We start from the raw sequence: 15,253 nt of genomic DNA on the forward strand, positions 1-15,253 counted from the left end.
CGCCCCCCCCCGGGGAGCCATTCGTGTCGGTATCGGTTCCCTACGAGGGCTGGTCACCGTGGTCGTCTTGGAGGGCGTGACGACGTTCCTGTTCGCGCTTGGAGTAGGTGGCTGCCCGGATCGCCTCGTCCTTCTCCAAGCCTGATCCCAGCGCGCCACCCACGGTGGCGACTGAGGCGACGAACCAGGACAGCGTCAAGTACTCCGTGGCGTGCAGCGGGGTTTGTGTCATGGAAGCGAACACTCGGCCGTTGAGGATGAACAGCGCCCACACCAAGTTGATGACCATCAGACCCACGTAGCAGACGAGCACCCCGATACCCACGGTCACGACCGTCGAGGTGTTGTAGAGCCGCTCCCTCTGCCTCGCCTCCGGCGAGCCCTCTGTCGATCGATGCCAGAGCTCCCCGTCTACGATCAGCCAGCCGATCATGAGCCCGACGGACCCGACCGTGGCGATCACGAGGCGTGGCGCGCTCAGGGCCCCAGCAAGGCTCCAGGTGGTGGAGTCCAGGGTGGCGATGGCCCCGGTGGCGAGTGCGGCCGCCAGGGCTTTCGACAAGCCCGGTACCAACCGCCACGGCCGGTTGGCGCGGACCATGCCGACGAGCACCCGCAGGTAACCGCGCGGCCCGCTGATGACGTACCGAAGATCGGCGGTCTCCTCCGCACCGACCGGGCCCGGGTGGATAGGCGCGAAACGATGGGCGAAGGGACCCAGCAGCGGCTGGCTCTGCGGAGGTCCTTCAGCCGCAGTGGCCTGCGGACCCGCCAGGCCGAGCACGGCTTCTTCCACGGCCCGCCGGGCCCTGGTCTGCAGGCGCAGGCCCCCCAGGGAAGGAAGAGACAACAGCGCCAAGCCGTGTTCGTGACTCAGATTCACAACGAGCTTGCGCCCGTGCGAGTGCAGCGGAAGGTCGGTGAGGGCCACGACGATGTCCCAGTTCTCGGCAGTTCCGCGGTCCATGATCCGGCGCATCAGGGTGGACAGGTCCTCGGTCCCTGCGGTGAAGGGCTCACTGACCACCTCGACGTCGAACCGTCGCCCCTCGCCCGACTTGTCGGCGAGCCGAGCAGGTAGCGTCTGGGCCAGGCGCTGCGCGATCTCCGTCGGCACGTCCGGATCCGCCAGGAGAGCCACGACCGTAACGCTCTGAGACGACGTCCGCATGACTGGACCTTCCTCGTCGGCTGCCTCGCGATCCCAAGTGCCCACAGATGCCGCCGAGGCAACGTCGACTCTGCGTGACACGCCGGCCCCACCTTGGCCCGCACCGCGCGCCGCCGAACCACCCTGCTTCGGTGTCCGACCGGGAGCGACGGCTCGGTCCGCGCCCCCTGCGCGTCCGTCAAAGACGCACCCGGACCAACGATCCGGCGATCCAAACGAAACGCCCAGGCGGGGCTGGAGCGCTGATCCCTGAGTCCGCAAAGCCCTGCCACCCGCAATCCAGAACACCTGCGAGGCACGGCACTACGTCCTGCCCGACGTCCGCCGGCGACTGCGGCTGGTAGGCGGGATGGGTCCGCGTCAACCGGACCGGGCTGCTGTTCGCCGGCCGTTCCCGAGCGCTCCCTGGCGTGTTCGCCACAGTGGCGTTCGGCCGCCGCAACGATCCTGCTGGCCCGCCGCAGGGCCTCGTCCCAGGTCCGGTGCGCTGGTTGTTGGGTGATCTGCGCTTCGGGTTCGGTTGGCTTGGTGGTGAAGAGCTTGGTCATGGAGGCTTCGGAGAGGTGGCGGCGGTCGAACACCTGCCACTCGTAGTGGAGTTCGGCCAGGGCCGCGGCGGCGAGCCGGTACAGGGCGCCGGGGTTGGGGAAGACCCGGACCACGTCGGCCCGTCGTTTGATTTCCCGGTTCGGCCGCTCCAGTGGGTTGGTCGACCAGATCTCATCGGTGTGCCGTCAGTACGGTCAAGGTCCGGGCCGGCGCCGACTCCGGCCCGGACCTTCTCCGGTGTCGGCAGTACACCGTGGCGGGTTTCAGGCCGCATGTGTGCTGCCGACCCGCCCGCGGCTGTTGGAAGGGGCGCCGCCGGGCGGTGACCGGCCCGAAGGGGTGGAGACGGGCCGGCCGATGTCCGCGCGGCGGACCGAAGAGGCGGACGCGCGAACACCAGGAATCTAGGCGTGGTGGCCGCCGCGCACGATCCGCTGAGCGCGGCTGCTGTCCGCACAGCGCGGGGCGATGGCGTGGGCCCTGGTCACCCGGAACGCAGCGTCTGCGAGGGCAACTCGCCGAAGCGCGCTCGGTATCGGGACGCGAAGCGGCCCAGGTGATCGAAGTTCCAGCGATGGGCGACCTCGCTCACGTTCACTTCGCCCGGTGTGCCGCGGCGCAGCTCGTCGTGGGCGCGGGTGAGGCGGACGTCGGTGAGGTAGGCCAGCGGGGTCATGCCGACGTACTGCTGGAAGGCTTCTTGGAGCCGCCGCACGCTCACGCCGGCGAGCACGGCCAACTCTCCTACCGTGAACGGGTGTTGCGGCATGCTGTGCATGGCCTCGACAGCACGCTTGACGGGGCCCGGGCGCAGGGCGGATTTTGGCCGGTCCAGCTCTTCGCGGTAGCGGTGGCCGGTGGCGAGGAGGAGCCCGCTCAGCAGGGCCTCCTGGAGCGGGCGGGCGACCACCGGCCGGGTCAGCAGCCCGCCGGCCTGCATCTCGTCGAACACCGCGCGGATCATCCGTACCCAGCTCAGGCCCGCTCCGTGCGCGACATCGAGTTCGGGCGTGAGGACGACGGGGGTGCGCAGCGGTCGGCCGAGGAGGCGTTCGAGCTGATCGTTGAGGGCCTTGGGGTCGATCTTCACGGCCAGCATGGAGCAGTCGGTGCTCACTCGGTCCAGGGCCGTGTCGCCGTGCGGCTGGAAGACGGCGGCGTTCGCGGTGGTCGCCACCGCATTGGTGTGCCTTCCCTGACGCCAGGCCAGGTGGCCGCCCAGGGGAATGTCCACGTGGTAGGAGCCGAGTTCCCCGAACCGTATGCGTACCTCCGCGCCGAAAGAGAGTCGTCCGAGTGTGAGCGGACCGAGTGCTGCGATGTCGTACCGGGCCGTGAACTCGGCGCCGCCGTCGGGCACGTCGATGAAGTTGGCGTAGAAGCGTTCCTGGAGGACGTGCCGAGCCTCGTCCACATCCGTCGTCTGGAACTTCAGTAAATCCGTGCCCTGGTTGGGCGAGTGGTGCATACCGCAAACTCCTGCGCCTTTGGACTGTGCGAGGGATGGTGCACGCTATCGTCACCCGCTGCCTGATAGCGTGCCCCTATTTTTCCTCCTCACGGCGGATTTGGCCGGAACGAGACGTCGCCTCAGCCTGACCTGACGCCGGGGAGTTCGATCTCGGTGTGGAAGGCGTCGTCGAACGCCGTCAGCGGATTGCGCGCCCAGCCAAGGGGCCCGTCCTGCACGGCGCCACCGCGGTGGCGCCGGACGGGCGTGGTCATTTCCGTCGCCGCCTTCTCGTGATCTCGTCACCCGCTGGGTGTCATGCGAGCCAAGCGGACTCCTTCGGGCGGGTGTGCGGGGAGCTGTCGGTGGCGCCGGGCGCGGCCGTGTGGCCCAGGTGGCGGTGCACGAAGTGGATGCTCATCGCGCCTTCGCCGACCGCGGAGGCCACGCGCTTCACCGAGCCGCTGCGGACGTCGCCGACGGCGAAGACGCCAGGCAGACTGGTCTCCAGCGTCAGGCAGTCGCGGCCCTGGCTCTGCCACAGCTCGGGCATGGAGCCGGCCTGCGCCTCCGCGCCGGTGAGCACGTAGCCCCGTGCGTCGAGGGCGAGCGCGCCGGACAGCCACTCGGTGTGAGGGTCGGCGCCGGTGAAGACGAACAGGGCCCGCACCGCGAGGTGGCGGTGCTCGCCCGTACGGTGGTCGACCACGGTGACCGCTTCCAGAGCCTTGTCGCCGAGTGCCTCAGTCATCTCGGTGTGCAGCAGCACGCGCACCCGCGGGTGGCGCTCGATCTGATCGATCAGGTAGCGGGACATGTGCGCCTCGATGCTCGGCCCACGGACGAGCAGGTACACCTGTGGCGCGTACCCGGCCAGGAAGAGCACGGCCTGGCCGGCGGAGTTGCCACCGCCGACCACCGCCACCGCGTCGGCACGGCACTGCTGGGCCTCGTAGACGGTCGCCGAGTAGTGGACGCTCGTGCCTTCCAACGGCTCGATGCCGGGCACATGGAGGCGGCGGTAGCGGGCGCCGGTGGCCAGGACGACGGTACGGGCGGTGATCTCGCTGCCGTCGGCGAACCCGACGGCGTAGTGGCCGTCCCGCCGTTCGAGCCGGGCCGCCTCCGCAGGGACGCTGATCCGGGCGCCGAACTTGCCCGCTTGGAGCACCCCGCGCTCGGTGAGTTCGGCGCCGGAGATGCCGGAGGGGAAGCCGAAGCAGTTCTCGATGCGGGAGGACGTACCGGCCTGGCCGCCGGTGGCCATCGCCTCGACCACGGTCGTGCCGAGGCCCTCCGAGGCGGCGTTCACCGCGGCGGCGAGCCCGGCCGGACCGGAGCCGACGATCAGGAGATCGCCGCGGCCGTTGCCCGACGGCAGGGGCGGCAGGCCGATGAACCGGGCCAGTTCGGCGTTGCTCGGATTGCGCAGCAGGGTCGTGTCCCGCCAGATCACCAGCGGCGTCTGCTCCGGACCGACCGCGAAGCGGCGCAGCAGCGCCTCGGCCTCCTCGTCCGTCTCCAGGTCGATCCAGCGGTGCGGCAGCCGGTTGCGGGCGGCGAACTCGCGCAGCCGCCGGGTGTCGGGCGAGTAGCGCGAGCCGATGATGCGGAAACCGGCGCCCTGCCCGACGAGCAGGGCACGGCGGCCCAGGCAGGCGCGCAGCACCACATCACCGAGGAGGGAGTCCCGGGTCACCAGGTCACGCAGCTGATCCATCGACAGGGCGAGGACCTCGCCGGGGTCCCTGACCACGGCGGTGTAGAAGGCCACCTGTCCGTTCAGGAGGCCGAGTTCGCCGATGAAGCGGCCAGGGCCGTGCACCCTCAGCAGGTGTTCATCGGGTGTGCCGTAGCCCTCGACGATGGCGATCGAGCCACTGAGGACGACGTAGAACGTCTCGCACCGTTCCCCCTCCCGGATCAGCACGTCACCGGTGTCGACCGCGCGCCGCCGGCCGTGCTGCGCCAGGCGGGCCGTCTGGTCGTCCGACAGGCGGGGATAGGCGCCGTAGATGTCGGGGGTCTCGAAGGGGACGCTCTCCTCCGCATCGTCCGGCACCGGCGCCGCGCCCGGCCGCGTCTCGTCGCCGGGCATCACACAAGCGCCTCGTGGACGAAGCACCACCGCCAGTTCTCGCCGGGCTCCAGCGACGCCACGATCGGATGACCGTCGGCGGCGGCGTGACGGCGGGCGTGCCGGTTCGGCGAGGAATCGCAGCAGCCGACGTGGCCGCAGGTCAGGCAGAGCCTGAGGTGGACCCAGGGGGAGTGCGTGGCCAGGCATTCCTCGCATCCCGCGGTGCGCGGGGTGACGGGGCGTACGAGGGCGAGGTGGGGGTCGGTCCCTACGGTCATGGCCGATCATCCTTTCCCGGCCGGCTCGCGGCCGGCGATCGACTGCTCCACCCACTGCCGCAGGGCAGGGGCAGGTGCGGCACCCGCCTGCCGGGCGATGGTCTGTCCTTTGTCGAGGACCAGCAGCGTCGGTACGGCCTGGACCTCGAACCGCCGCGCCAGGCGCGGGTTCTTGTCGATGTCGACCTTGACCAGCTTGATCGTCCCCGCGAGCTCGGCGGCGACCTTCTCCAGCGCGGGGCTCACCATGCGGCAGGGGCCGCACCAGGTGGCCCACAGGTCCACGACGACGGGCACGGTGGCCTGCTCGACGACCTCGGTGAAGTCGTCGTCGCCCGCGTCGGCCATCCACGGCAGCGGCTGCTTGCAGTTGCCGCACCTGGGACGGCCCTCGGCGGCCACGGGTACCCGGTTGGTGCGCCCGCAGTGCGGGCAGGTGACGGTGGTGGCCTGCACGGTACTCATGCCGCACTCGCTCCCTTCACGTCCTCGGGCGGGTCGTAGGTGACCACCAGTTCTCCGTGCTCGGCGTCGACGCGGACCTTCGCGCCGTCCTGGACGTCGCCGCGCAGCAGGGCGCGCCCGACCAGTGTCTCGACCTCGTGGGAGATGTAACGCCGCAGCGGCCGGGCCCCGTACACCGGGTCGTAGCCCTGGTGGGCGATCAACTCCCGGGCCGTGTCGGTGAGTTCGACGGTGATGCGGCGTTCGGCGAGGCGGCTGCGCAGTTCGTCGAACTGCAGTTCCACGATCCGCTCGATCTGCCGCTCACCGAGCGGCTTGAACAGCAGGATGTCGTCGACGCGGTTGAGGAACTCCGGCCGGAAGTGCCCGCGCAGCTCTCCCATCACCAGGGCGCGGGCGTCCGGCTTGATCTCCCCCTCGGCGGTGGCTCCGTCGAGGAGGTGGTGCGAGCCGATGTTGGACGTCATGATGATCACGGTGTTGCGGAAGTCGACCGTGCGGCCCTGGGCGTCGGTGATGCGGCCGTCGTCGAGAACCTGCAGCAGGGTGTTGAAGACGTCGGTGTGCGCCTTCTCGACCTCGTCGAACAGCACGACAGAGTAGGGCTTGCGGCGCACGGCCTCGGTGAGCTGGCCGCCCTCCTCGTAGCCGATGTATCCGGGCGGGGCCCCCATCAGCCGGCTGACGGTGTGCCGCTCCTGGTACTCGCTCATGTCGAGGCGGACCATGTTGTCCTCGGAGTCGAACAGGGCTGCCGCGAGCGTTTTGGCGAGCTCGGTCTTTCCCACGCCGGTGGGGCCGAGGAAGATGAACGAGCCGATGGGCCGGCGCGGGTCGCGGATGCCGGAGCGGGCCCGGATGATGGCGTCGGCCACCAGCTTGACCGCCTCGTCCTGGCCGATGACCCGCTCGCGCAGGATCTCGTCCAGCCGCAGCAGTTTCTCGCGCTCGCCCTCCTGGAGGCGGGCGACGGGGATGCCGGTCCAGGCGGCGACGATCTCGGCGATCTCCTCTTCGGTGACGACTTCCCGCAGCAGCCGGTTCTGGCCCTGTCTGGCGGCCAGTTGCTCCTCCTCGGCGGCCAGTCGGCGCTCGAGGTCCTCCAGACGGCCGTAGCGCAGTTCGGCCGCGCGGTTGAGGTCATAGCTGCGCTCGGCCTCCTCCGCTTCGTGACGGACCTGCTCCAGTTCCTGCCGCAGCTCCTGTACGCGGCGAATGCCCTGTCGTTCCGCCTCCCACTGGGCGTGTTTGGCGTCGGCCTCGCCGCGCAGGTCGGCCAGTTCCCTGCGCAGTTCCTCCAGGCGGGCCTTGCTGGCGGGGTCGCTCTCCTTGGACAGGGCGGCCTCCTCGATTTCCAGGCGGGTGACGCGGCGGGTGATCTCGTCGAGTTCGGCGGGCATGGAGTCGATCTCGGTACGCAGCCGGGCGCAGGCCTCGTCGACGAGGTCGATGGCCTTGTCGGGCAGGAAACGGTCGGTGATGTAGCGGTGGGCGAGTGTTGCCGCCGCGACCAGCGAGGTGTCCTGGATCTTGACGCCGTGGAAGACTTCGAGGCGTTCACGCAGGCCGCGCAGGATGGAGATGGCGTCCTCCACGCTGGGTTCGTCGACCAGGACCTGCTGGAAGCGTCGTTCGAGGGCGGCGTCCTTCTCGATGTGCTTGCGGTACTCGTCCAGGGTGGTCGCGCCGATCATGTGCAGTTCGCCGCGCGCCAGCATGGGTTTGAGCATGTTGCCCGCGTCCATGGAGCCCTCGGCGGCGCCCGCGCCGACGACGGTGTGCAACTCGTCGACGAAGAGCAGGATCCGCCCCTCGGCGGCTTTGACCTCGCTCAGTACGGCCTTGAGGCGTTCCTCGAACTCGCCGCGGTACTTGGCGCCCGCCACGAGTGAGCCCATGTCGAGGGCGAACACCGTCTTGTCGCGCACGCCCTCGGGCACGTCACCGCGCACGATGCGCTGGGCCAGACCCTCCACGATGGCGGTCTTGCCCACGCCGGGGTCGCCGATCAGGACGGGGTTGTTCTTGGTCTTGCGGCTGAGGATCTGGGTGACGCGGCGGATCTCGCCGTCCCGGCCGATGACCGGGTCCAGCCGCCCGGACCGAGCTTCGAGGACCAGGTCACGGCCGTACTTCTCCAGGGCCTCGTAGGCCACCTCGGGGTTGGCGGAGGTCACGCGCTGGTTGCCGCGGACCTGGGTGAGCGTGCCGAGGAAGGACTCCCGGGTCACGCCGTGCTCCTTGAGCAGGCGCCCGGCGGCGGTCGCCGAGCCCTCCTCGGCCAGGGCCAGCAGCAGGTGTTCCACGGACACGTACTCGTCCTTGAGGCGTTTGGCCTCCCGCTCGGCCGCGTCCAGCAGCCGGGCCAGACGCTGGGTGACGAAGACCTGGCCCGGCGCCGCGCCCGGACCGGTCACCTTGGGCCGGTGGGAGAGCTCCTCGCGTACGGCCGCGCGCAACTCCTTGGGCTCGGTGCCCGCCTGCTGCAGCAGCCGCGGGATCAGACCCTCCTCCTGGTCGAGGAGGGCGAGCAGCAGATGCTCGCCGTCGACCTCGGTGTGGCCCAGGTGGCCGGCGGCACTCTGGGCCTCCTGCAGGGCTTCCTGGGACTTCTGGGTCAGGCGGTTCATGTCCATGGTGGTAGATCACTCCTCATGCCTGCACGCCGCAGCGCGGCTTCGAGCAGGCTGATGCGGTCGAGCAGGTCGAGCACCAGGCCGATGGATGCGTAGTTCAGGCACAGCCCGGTGCGCAACCGCTGGACGCGGGCGAGGGCGGCCGGGGCCGTGGGGGCGAACACCGGCCGTCCGGAGGTGTCACGGCCGGCGTCCACCAGTCCGAGGGCGACGAACCGACGGATCAGATCGGGATGGAGGCCGGTGCGGCGGGCCACGGTCTCCAGGGAGAGCACGGGCACGGGCACGATCGCGTACCGCACACCCACCTCGGTCGTGCGTGCGGGGGACTGGCGGGCCTCGGCCGGTCGGTGGTTCATCAGGTCCTCCTGGGGTCGAACGAGGAGACGGCGGCAAGTTCCTCCAGCAGCTCGCGCTCCCGGTCGCTCAGCCGGGGCGGCACCATGATCCGCAGCTCCGTGTACAGGTCTCCGTTCGCACCGCGCGGGCCCGGCATGCCCTCGCCGCGCAGCCGCAGGCGCCGTCCGCTGGAGGACCCGGCGGGCACGGTCACCTTCGCCGTGTCACCGCTCGGCGTGCGCACCGGCACGGTCGCTCCCAGCGCCGCCTCCCACGGGGTGACCGGAAGCCGCACGTGGACGTCCCGGCCGTCGAGGCGGAACTCGGGGTGCGGCTGGATCCGCACCCTCAGGTACAGGTCCCCGGCGGGAGCGTCGTCGCCGCTCCCACGCCCGCCCTCCCCGGCGAGCCGGATGCGCTGACCGTCGGTGGTGCCGGGCGGCACGTCGACCTGATAGCGCCGCTGCCCGGACGGCCCGGCGAGGGTGACCGAACGGCGGCCGCCCCGATAGGCCTCCTCGACGGTGAGCGGCAGTTCGGCCTCCTGGTCGGCGCCGGGCACACGCATCCGCCCGGCGCCGCCGAACAGCGAGCCGAACAGGTCCTCGACGTCGACCCCCTCGCCCTCGAAGCCTGCCGTGGAGTACCGCACCCGGGGACCGCCGCCGGTGGTCCAACGGGAGCCGCTGCCGGCTCCAGCGCCGGCGGCCACGCGCTCCTCCCAGTCCTCCGGGACCTGCCGGAAGTCCTCGCCGAAGCGGTCGTACCGGGCTCGCTGCTCCGGATCGGACAGGACGCTGAAGGCCTCGTTGACCTCCTTGAACCGCTCCTCCGCCTGGGGGTCCTTGTTGACGTCGGGGTGGTACTTGCGGGCCAGGGTGCGATAGGCCCGCTGGATCTCGTCCCGGTCGGCGGTGCGCGAAACACCGAGCACCTCGTAGAAGTCGCGTGCCATGGCCGCTCACTCCCGCTTGGCGACGGTCACGGCGGCAGGCCGCAGCTGCCGCTCGGCCTGCCCGTAGCCGGGTCGTAGCACCTGGACCACGGTGTTCGGTTCGGCGTCGGGATCCTGGACCACGCCGACCACCTCGTGCCGGGCCGGGTCGAACGGCACGCCGCTCTCCGCGTGGCGCGGGTAGCCCAGCCGCTCCAGGACGTTCACGGCCTGGTCGCGCACGGCCCGGACTCCTTCGACGATCGCATCGGGGTCGGCGGTCGCGTGGCCCAGGGCAAGTTCCAGGTTGTCGATGACGGGCAGGAAGGCCGCAGCCGTACGGGCGCGTTCGGCCGCTGTTTCCCGCTCCAGCTCCCTGGCGTGGCGTTTGCGCAGGTTGTCGAGGTCGGCCAGGGCGCGGCGCCAGCGGTCCTCGGCCTCTCGCAGCGCGACGGCGTGTTCGTCGTCAGGTGCGGCGGTGCCGGTTGCGGCGTCGGCCCCCGGCTCGGCTTCCTCGGTCGGCGGTCCAGGCTGCGTGAGGTCCCCGCGCGGCGGTTGTACGGCGCCTTCCGGCGGCGGGTCGGGCTCTCGGCCCTGGGGTGGGATGGGCATGGCGGCCACCTCAGCCCTTGTCGAACTCGGCGTCGATCACATCGTCGTCGCCCCCGGGGCCGCCCGGCGCGGCGCCGCCGGTACCGGATCCGTCCGGTGAGCCGGAGCCTGCCGGACCGCCCGCGGCGGATCCGGCCTGGTGGGCCGCGAGCGCCGCGAAGACCTGCTGGAGTTCGGAAGTCAGCGGCCGGACCTTGTCCACCCCGGCCTCGTTCTTGACCGCCTCGCGGGCCTCGGCCACCAGCATCTCGGCGCGGGCCTTCTCATGTGCGGGCGCGGCGTCGCCGAGCTCGCCGAGGTGCTTCTCGACCTGGTAGGCGATGGCGTCCAGTTCGTTGCGGGCGTCGACCGCCTCGCGCAGGGCCTGGTCCTGGTCGCGGTTGCTGTCGGCCTCCTGGACCATCCGCTCGACCTCGCCGCGGTCGAGGTTGGAGCTCTCGCTGATGGTGATGCTCTGCTCCTTGCCGGTGTCCTTGTCCCTCGCGGTGACGTGGAGGATGCCGTTGGCGTCGACGTCGAAGGTGACCTCGACCTGCGCCTCGCCGCGCGGCGCGGGGCGGATGTCGGTGAGCTGGAAGCGACCCAGGACCCGGTTGTCGGCGGCGCTCTCCCGCTCCCCCTGCAGGACGACGACATCGACGGCGGGCTGGTTGTCCTCGGCGGTGGAGAAGGTCTCGGTGCGGCGCACCGGGATGGTGGTGTTCCGTTCGATGATCTTCGTCATCACGCCACCGCGTGTCTCCACGCCCAGCGACAGCGGGGTGACATCGAGCAGCAGGACATCCTTGACCTCGCCCTTGAGGACCCCGGCCTGGATCGCGGCGCCCATCGCCACGACCTCGTCGGGGTTGACGCTCATGTTGGGGTCCTTGCCGCCGGTCAGCCTCCGCACCAGCGCCTGGACGGCGGGGATGCGGGTGGAGCCGCCGACGAGGATGACCTCGTCGATGTCGTTGTCGCTGACCTTGGCGTCGTCCATGGCCTGCCGCACCGGGCCGAGGCAGCGCTCCACCAGGTCGCCGGTGATCTGCTCGAACGTGGACCGCATGATCGTCGTGGTCAGGTGCTTGGGCCCGTCGGCGTCGGCCGTGATGAACGGCAGGCTGACCTGTGTCTGGGTCACCGAGCTGAGCTCCGTCTTGGCCTTCTCGGAGGCCTCGAAAAGGCGTTGCAGCGCCTGCGGGTCCTTGCGCAGGTCGATGCCGTTCTCCTTCTGGAAGCCGTCGGCGAGCTGGTCGACCAGCCGGCGGTCGAAGTCGTCGCCGCCCAGATGGCTGTCGCCCGCCGTGGACCGCACCTCCACCACGCCGTCGCCGACGTCGAGGATGCTGACGTCGAAGGTGCCGCCGCCCAGGTCGAAGACGAGCACGGTCTCGTGCTCCTTCTTGTCCATCCCGTAGGCGAGAGCGGCCGCGGTCGGCTCGTTGATGATCCGCAGCACTTCCAGGCCGGCGATCCGTCCGGCGTCCTTGGTGGCGGTGCGCTGGGCGTCGTTGAAGTAGGCGGGCACCGTGATGACCGCCTCCGTGACCCGCTCGCCCAGTTGCTTGGAGGCGTCGTCGGCGAGCTTGCGCAGCACCTGCGCGCTGATCTCCTCGGGCGCGTAGAGCTTGTCGCGCACCTCGAAGCGGGCGGCTCCGCCGTCTCCCTCGACCACGTCGTACGCGACGGCCTTGGCCTCTTCGGAGATCTCGTCGAAGTGGCGGCCGATGAACCGCTTGGCCGAGTAGATGGTGCCCTTGGGGTTGAGAATCGCCTGGCGTCGGGCCAGCTGGCCCACCAGGCGCTCGCCGGTGTCGGTGAAGGCCACCACGGACGGCGTCGTCCGGTTGCCCTCGCTGTTGGGCACGACCGTCGGCTCGCCGCCCTCCCAGACGGCGATCACCGAGTTCGTGGTGCCCAGGTCGATGCCTACTGCCTTGGCCATGAGGAACTCCTTCCGCGACGGGCGGTCCCCGTTCGCCCTCGGAGCCGCGCCCGGTCTTCCGTACTCGCTCAGATGACGGCGGGACCGCCCTGCAGGCGGCTGCTCTTCCAAGCCCCGCTGCTGGTGCTGGTGCCGGTCACGCTGCGTAGCTCGGCCGGCACCCGCATCGCTTGCTCGGCGACCGCGTCGTCGTCGACGACGTCGTACCGGCTGGGCTGTATGAACCTCACCGAGGCGAAGTTCCGGCGGCCACGCTGGGCCGCGTACACCGGCAGGCCGAGCAGAGCGCCAGCGAGTGCTCCTCGCTACACGAAAACCCTGATCGGAAGAGTGATCGACGGCGCGTGCCGTTTCTTGGCAGGTCGTGTACGAGGCGATGGTCCTGCGGGCCACTCGTTCATCAGCCCAGTCCTTCCTGCCACGGCCACCGGTGCGCCCGGCGATCCCTGACAAGCCCAGAGTGGCAAGAGGGCAGCGCGCTCCGCCTGCACCTGGCAGGTCGGAAATCGGCGCGGTCGGTCGGTCCACGAGAACAAGGGCCAAATACGGACAAGTCGGATTCCTTTGCCTAGGCTGGGTGCTCAGGGCTCGCCCAGGCGTGGATCCCGCGACTCGCTCGATCGCCACCGATGACCGGAGGAGAACGGAGGGTCTATGGCGTGCCATCCGTCACCGAGGCCGTCCCCTAATGTCTCCGACCAGGAAGTGACCCGTCATCCGAGCGACACCGCGGGCACCGAACGGCACGATCCCCGTCCGTTCGCGGCGCTGGATCCGCACGGGCTGCTGGTGCTGTCCCGCACCCTCTTTACCTGCGCGGAGCAGAGCGAGATCGTGCGGTTGGCCATGCGGCACGTCAGTGCTCTTGGTCCTTACCGCGCCGAGGCCGGATACCTCGCGACGGGCGACGGTTTGTCCCGCGTCCCCGGCCACGACGCGGGAGCGCCAACGGTCGACGACGTACGGATGAAGGAGTTGGGCGAGGCTGACGGCTCCGTGTCCCTTCCGGGGCGGTCCTGGAGCTGGGCGTTCGGCCTGCGCGGGGCCGGCGGTCTGCTCGGCTACATCGTGGTCTCCTCCCACTCCGGGCCCGATGAGGAGGGGCACTTCCTCCTCTCGACCCTCGTGGGGCTCACATCGGCGGCCCTGTCGCTGGCGGCCACGCGCCCTGCGCACCACGACAGCGCCGGAGAACTGAGCAGGCTCCGCACCGAACGCGACGCCGTACTGCGGCAGTTGGACACAATGCGCTCCGAGCTGCACCTGCAGGAGACCGTGCACGAAACCCTCGCCCGTGCAGCCGCCCGGGGCGGCGGCGAGGACGCCATCACCCAAGCGCTGTACGAGATCACCGGGCTGCCGGCGCTGATCGAGGACCGGTTCGGCAACCTGAGATCCTGGGCAGGTCCCGACCGGCCGGACCCCTATCCGGTGCGGTCCCCGACCTACCAGGACGAGATGCTGCGGCAGGTCGCGCGCGAGGCGGGCCCGGTCAGAGTCAAGGACCGGCTGATCGCTCTGGCCCGTCCGCGCGGCGAGCTCCTCGGCGTACTCGCCGTCGTGGACCCCGAGGCGACGGCCGACGACCACACCATGTTCGCCCTGGATCACGCTCAGCGGTCGCTCGCCCAGGAGCTCATGCATGTGCGCGAACTCACCGAGGTCGAACTGCGGCTGCGCCGCCGGCTGATCGACGACCTGTTGGAGGGGACTGACGAGGCGAGCGCCTGTGCCCGGGCCGAAGCCGTCGGCCACGACCTGCAACGTACCCACTACGTGGTCGTGGTGCACTGGCCGGGCGACGCCGCAGACGGCTCCTTCACCCGTGCCGTCGAGCAGGCGACGGCCGCCACGGCGACCCGTCCGCTGATCACCCGTCGCGGCGACCGGGTGGTCCTGCTGACCGAAGCGAGACCCAATGACGATGCCGTGCACGCGGCGCTGGCCCATGAACTGGGGACGCCCGACGGAGCGATCGGGGTGAGTACCCGCTGCGAGTCCCCGGACGGGGTTCCCCGCTGCTATCAGGAGGCACTACGGGCCTTGGAGGTGAGGCAGAGCTCCCGCCAGCGCAGTGGGACGACGTTCTTCGACGACCTCGGGCTGTACCGGATCCTGGGGCCTGGCAACGATCTTCGGGAGCTCGAAGGCTTCGTGCGAGAGTGGCTCGGCCGACTGATCGACTACGACGCGGAGCATGACACGGAGTTGGTGGAGACGCTCTCGCGCTACTTCGACTGCGGAGGCAACTACGACGATGCGGCCGCCGCGCTGACGGTCCACCGCAGCACCCTGCGCTACCGGCTGCAGCGCATCCGTGAGATCAGCGACCGCGACCTGGCTGATGTGGACACCCGGCTCAATCTGCAAGTGGCGACGCGTGTCTGGAAAATCATCCTGGGTGGGCAGCGCTGACCGCGGACGGAGGGCCGGCACGGCGGGTCGGTTCGGCACCCGAACAGCGCCCGTCGAGTACCGCCCTGGCAGGTCACAGCCGTTTCGGCTTTCAGGGGCCCAGGTCGGACGGGTGCTCCGGAACCACCAGCCGATCCAGGAAGTGCTGAGCGTCCACGGCCTGTTCGTCTGCTGACGAGTCGTCGGACGTGCTCCGCATCAGCGCCCACCTCTCAGGGCGCTCCCCGACCGGGGCAGGTGGAGTGCCAGGTATGTCACGTGGTCTTGGGCGGGCGGAAGACCTGCCCGAGGCCGCTGCTTCACGCCCCGCTTCGTCAACTGCTGCACACCTCTAGACATCCGATCTATTCCCCGGCGACGATGATCGCGCCCTCGACAGGTGTCGATGTGGCTGCGA

General features: G+C 70.4%; 13 protein-coding genes and 1 pseudogene. 1 reads left to right on the forward strand and 13 read right to left on the reverse strand.

Annotated elements, in window-relative coordinates; all coding sequences use genetic code 11:
• Positions 1–40: 40 nt before the first annotated feature.
• The 13 genes and pseudogenes from JEQ17_RS43790 to JEQ17_RS50280 all read right to left on the reverse strand — a co-directional run bounded on the left by JEQ17_RS43790 (position 41) and on the right by JEQ17_RS50280 (position 12,671).
• Positions 41–1,171 (reverse strand): hypothetical protein, encoded by a 1,131-nt coding sequence (locus JEQ17_RS43790; protein ID WP_200400469.1) that lies wholly within the window; start codon positions 1,169–1,171, stop codon positions 41–43.
• Positions 1,172–1,701: 530 nt separating this feature from the next.
• Positions 1,702–1,905, reverse strand: a pseudogene (locus tag JEQ17_RS43795) (transposase); the annotation flags it as partial.
• Between the two features lie 299 nt (positions 1,906–2,204).
• Positions 2,205–3,188, reverse strand: coding sequence for an AraC family transcriptional regulator (locus JEQ17_RS43800; RefSeq protein WP_200400470.1), 984 nt, complete (start codon positions 3,186–3,188; stop codon positions 2,205–2,207).
• Between the two features lie 122 nt (positions 3,189–3,310).
• Entirely contained in the window at positions 3,311–3,445 is a 135-nt protein-coding gene (locus JEQ17_RS50585) for a hypothetical protein (protein WP_267924819.1), read from the reverse strand.
• Between the two features lie 41 nt (positions 3,446–3,486).
• Complete coding sequence (locus JEQ17_RS43810) at positions 3,487–5,268, reverse strand: FAD-dependent oxidoreductase (RefSeq protein ID WP_200400471.1); 1,782 nt, start codon at positions 5,266–5,268, stop codon at positions 3,487–3,489.
• Entirely contained in the window at positions 5,268–5,528 is a 261-nt protein-coding gene (locus JEQ17_RS43815; RefSeq protein WP_200400472.1) for a UBP-type zinc finger domain-containing protein, read from the reverse strand. The genes JEQ17_RS43810 and JEQ17_RS43815 overlap by 1 nt, the downstream gene beginning before the upstream one ends.
• 6 nt (positions 5,529–5,534) lie before the next feature.
• On the reverse strand, positions 5,535–5,993 hold the full coding sequence (gene trxA / locus JEQ17_RS43820) for a thioredoxin (RefSeq protein ID WP_200400473.1): 459 nt from the start codon (positions 5,991–5,993) through the stop codon (positions 5,535–5,537).
• Positions 5,990–8,629 carry an ATP-dependent chaperone ClpB gene (clpB, locus tag JEQ17_RS43825; protein ID WP_200400474.1) on the reverse strand — a complete coding sequence of 880 codons (2,640 nt, stop codon included), beginning with the start codon at positions 8,627–8,629 and terminating at the stop codon, positions 5,990–5,992. The genes trxA and clpB overlap by 4 nt, the downstream gene beginning before the upstream one ends.
• Positions 8,620–8,988, reverse strand: coding sequence for a chaperone modulator CbpM (locus JEQ17_RS43830; RefSeq protein WP_200400475.1), 369 nt, complete (start codon positions 8,986–8,988; stop codon positions 8,620–8,622). Before JEQ17_RS43830 ends, clpB begins: the two co-directional genes overlap by 10 nt.
• On the reverse strand, positions 8,988–9,923 hold the full coding sequence (locus JEQ17_RS43835; protein ID WP_200400476.1) for a DnaJ C-terminal domain-containing protein: 936 nt from the start codon (positions 9,921–9,923) through the stop codon (positions 8,988–8,990). The genes JEQ17_RS43830 and JEQ17_RS43835 overlap by 1 nt, the downstream gene beginning before the upstream one ends.
• Before the next feature lie 6 nt (positions 9,924–9,929).
• A complete protein-coding gene (locus tag JEQ17_RS43840) occupies positions 9,930–10,514 on the reverse strand; it encodes a nucleotide exchange factor GrpE (protein ID WP_200400477.1) in 585 nt (194 codons plus the stop codon).
• A gap of 10 nt (positions 10,515–10,524) precedes the next feature.
• Positions 10,525–12,441, reverse strand: a complete 1,917-nt coding sequence (gene dnaK / locus JEQ17_RS43845; RefSeq protein WP_200400478.1) for a molecular chaperone DnaK — start codon at positions 12,439–12,441, stop codon at positions 10,525–10,527.
• A 68-nt stretch (positions 12,442–12,509) separates the two neighbouring features.
• A complete protein-coding gene (locus JEQ17_RS50280; protein ID WP_234048594.1) occupies positions 12,510–12,671 on the reverse strand; it encodes a hypothetical protein in 162 nt (53 codons plus the stop codon).
• A 475-nt stretch (positions 12,672–13,146) separates the two neighbouring features.
• Between JEQ17_RS50280 and JEQ17_RS43855 the strand changes: the two genes are divergently transcribed.
• Positions 13,147–14,856, forward strand: a complete 1,710-nt coding sequence (locus JEQ17_RS43855) for a PucR family transcriptional regulator (RefSeq protein WP_200400479.1) — start codon at positions 13,147–13,149, stop codon at positions 14,854–14,856.
• Positions 14,857–15,253 lie beyond the last annotated feature (397 nt).

The organism is Streptomyces liliifuscus (assembly GCF_016598615.1).
Taxonomy (GTDB): Bacteria; Actinomycetota; Actinomycetes; order Streptomycetales; family Streptomycetaceae; genus Streptomyces; species Streptomyces liliifuscus.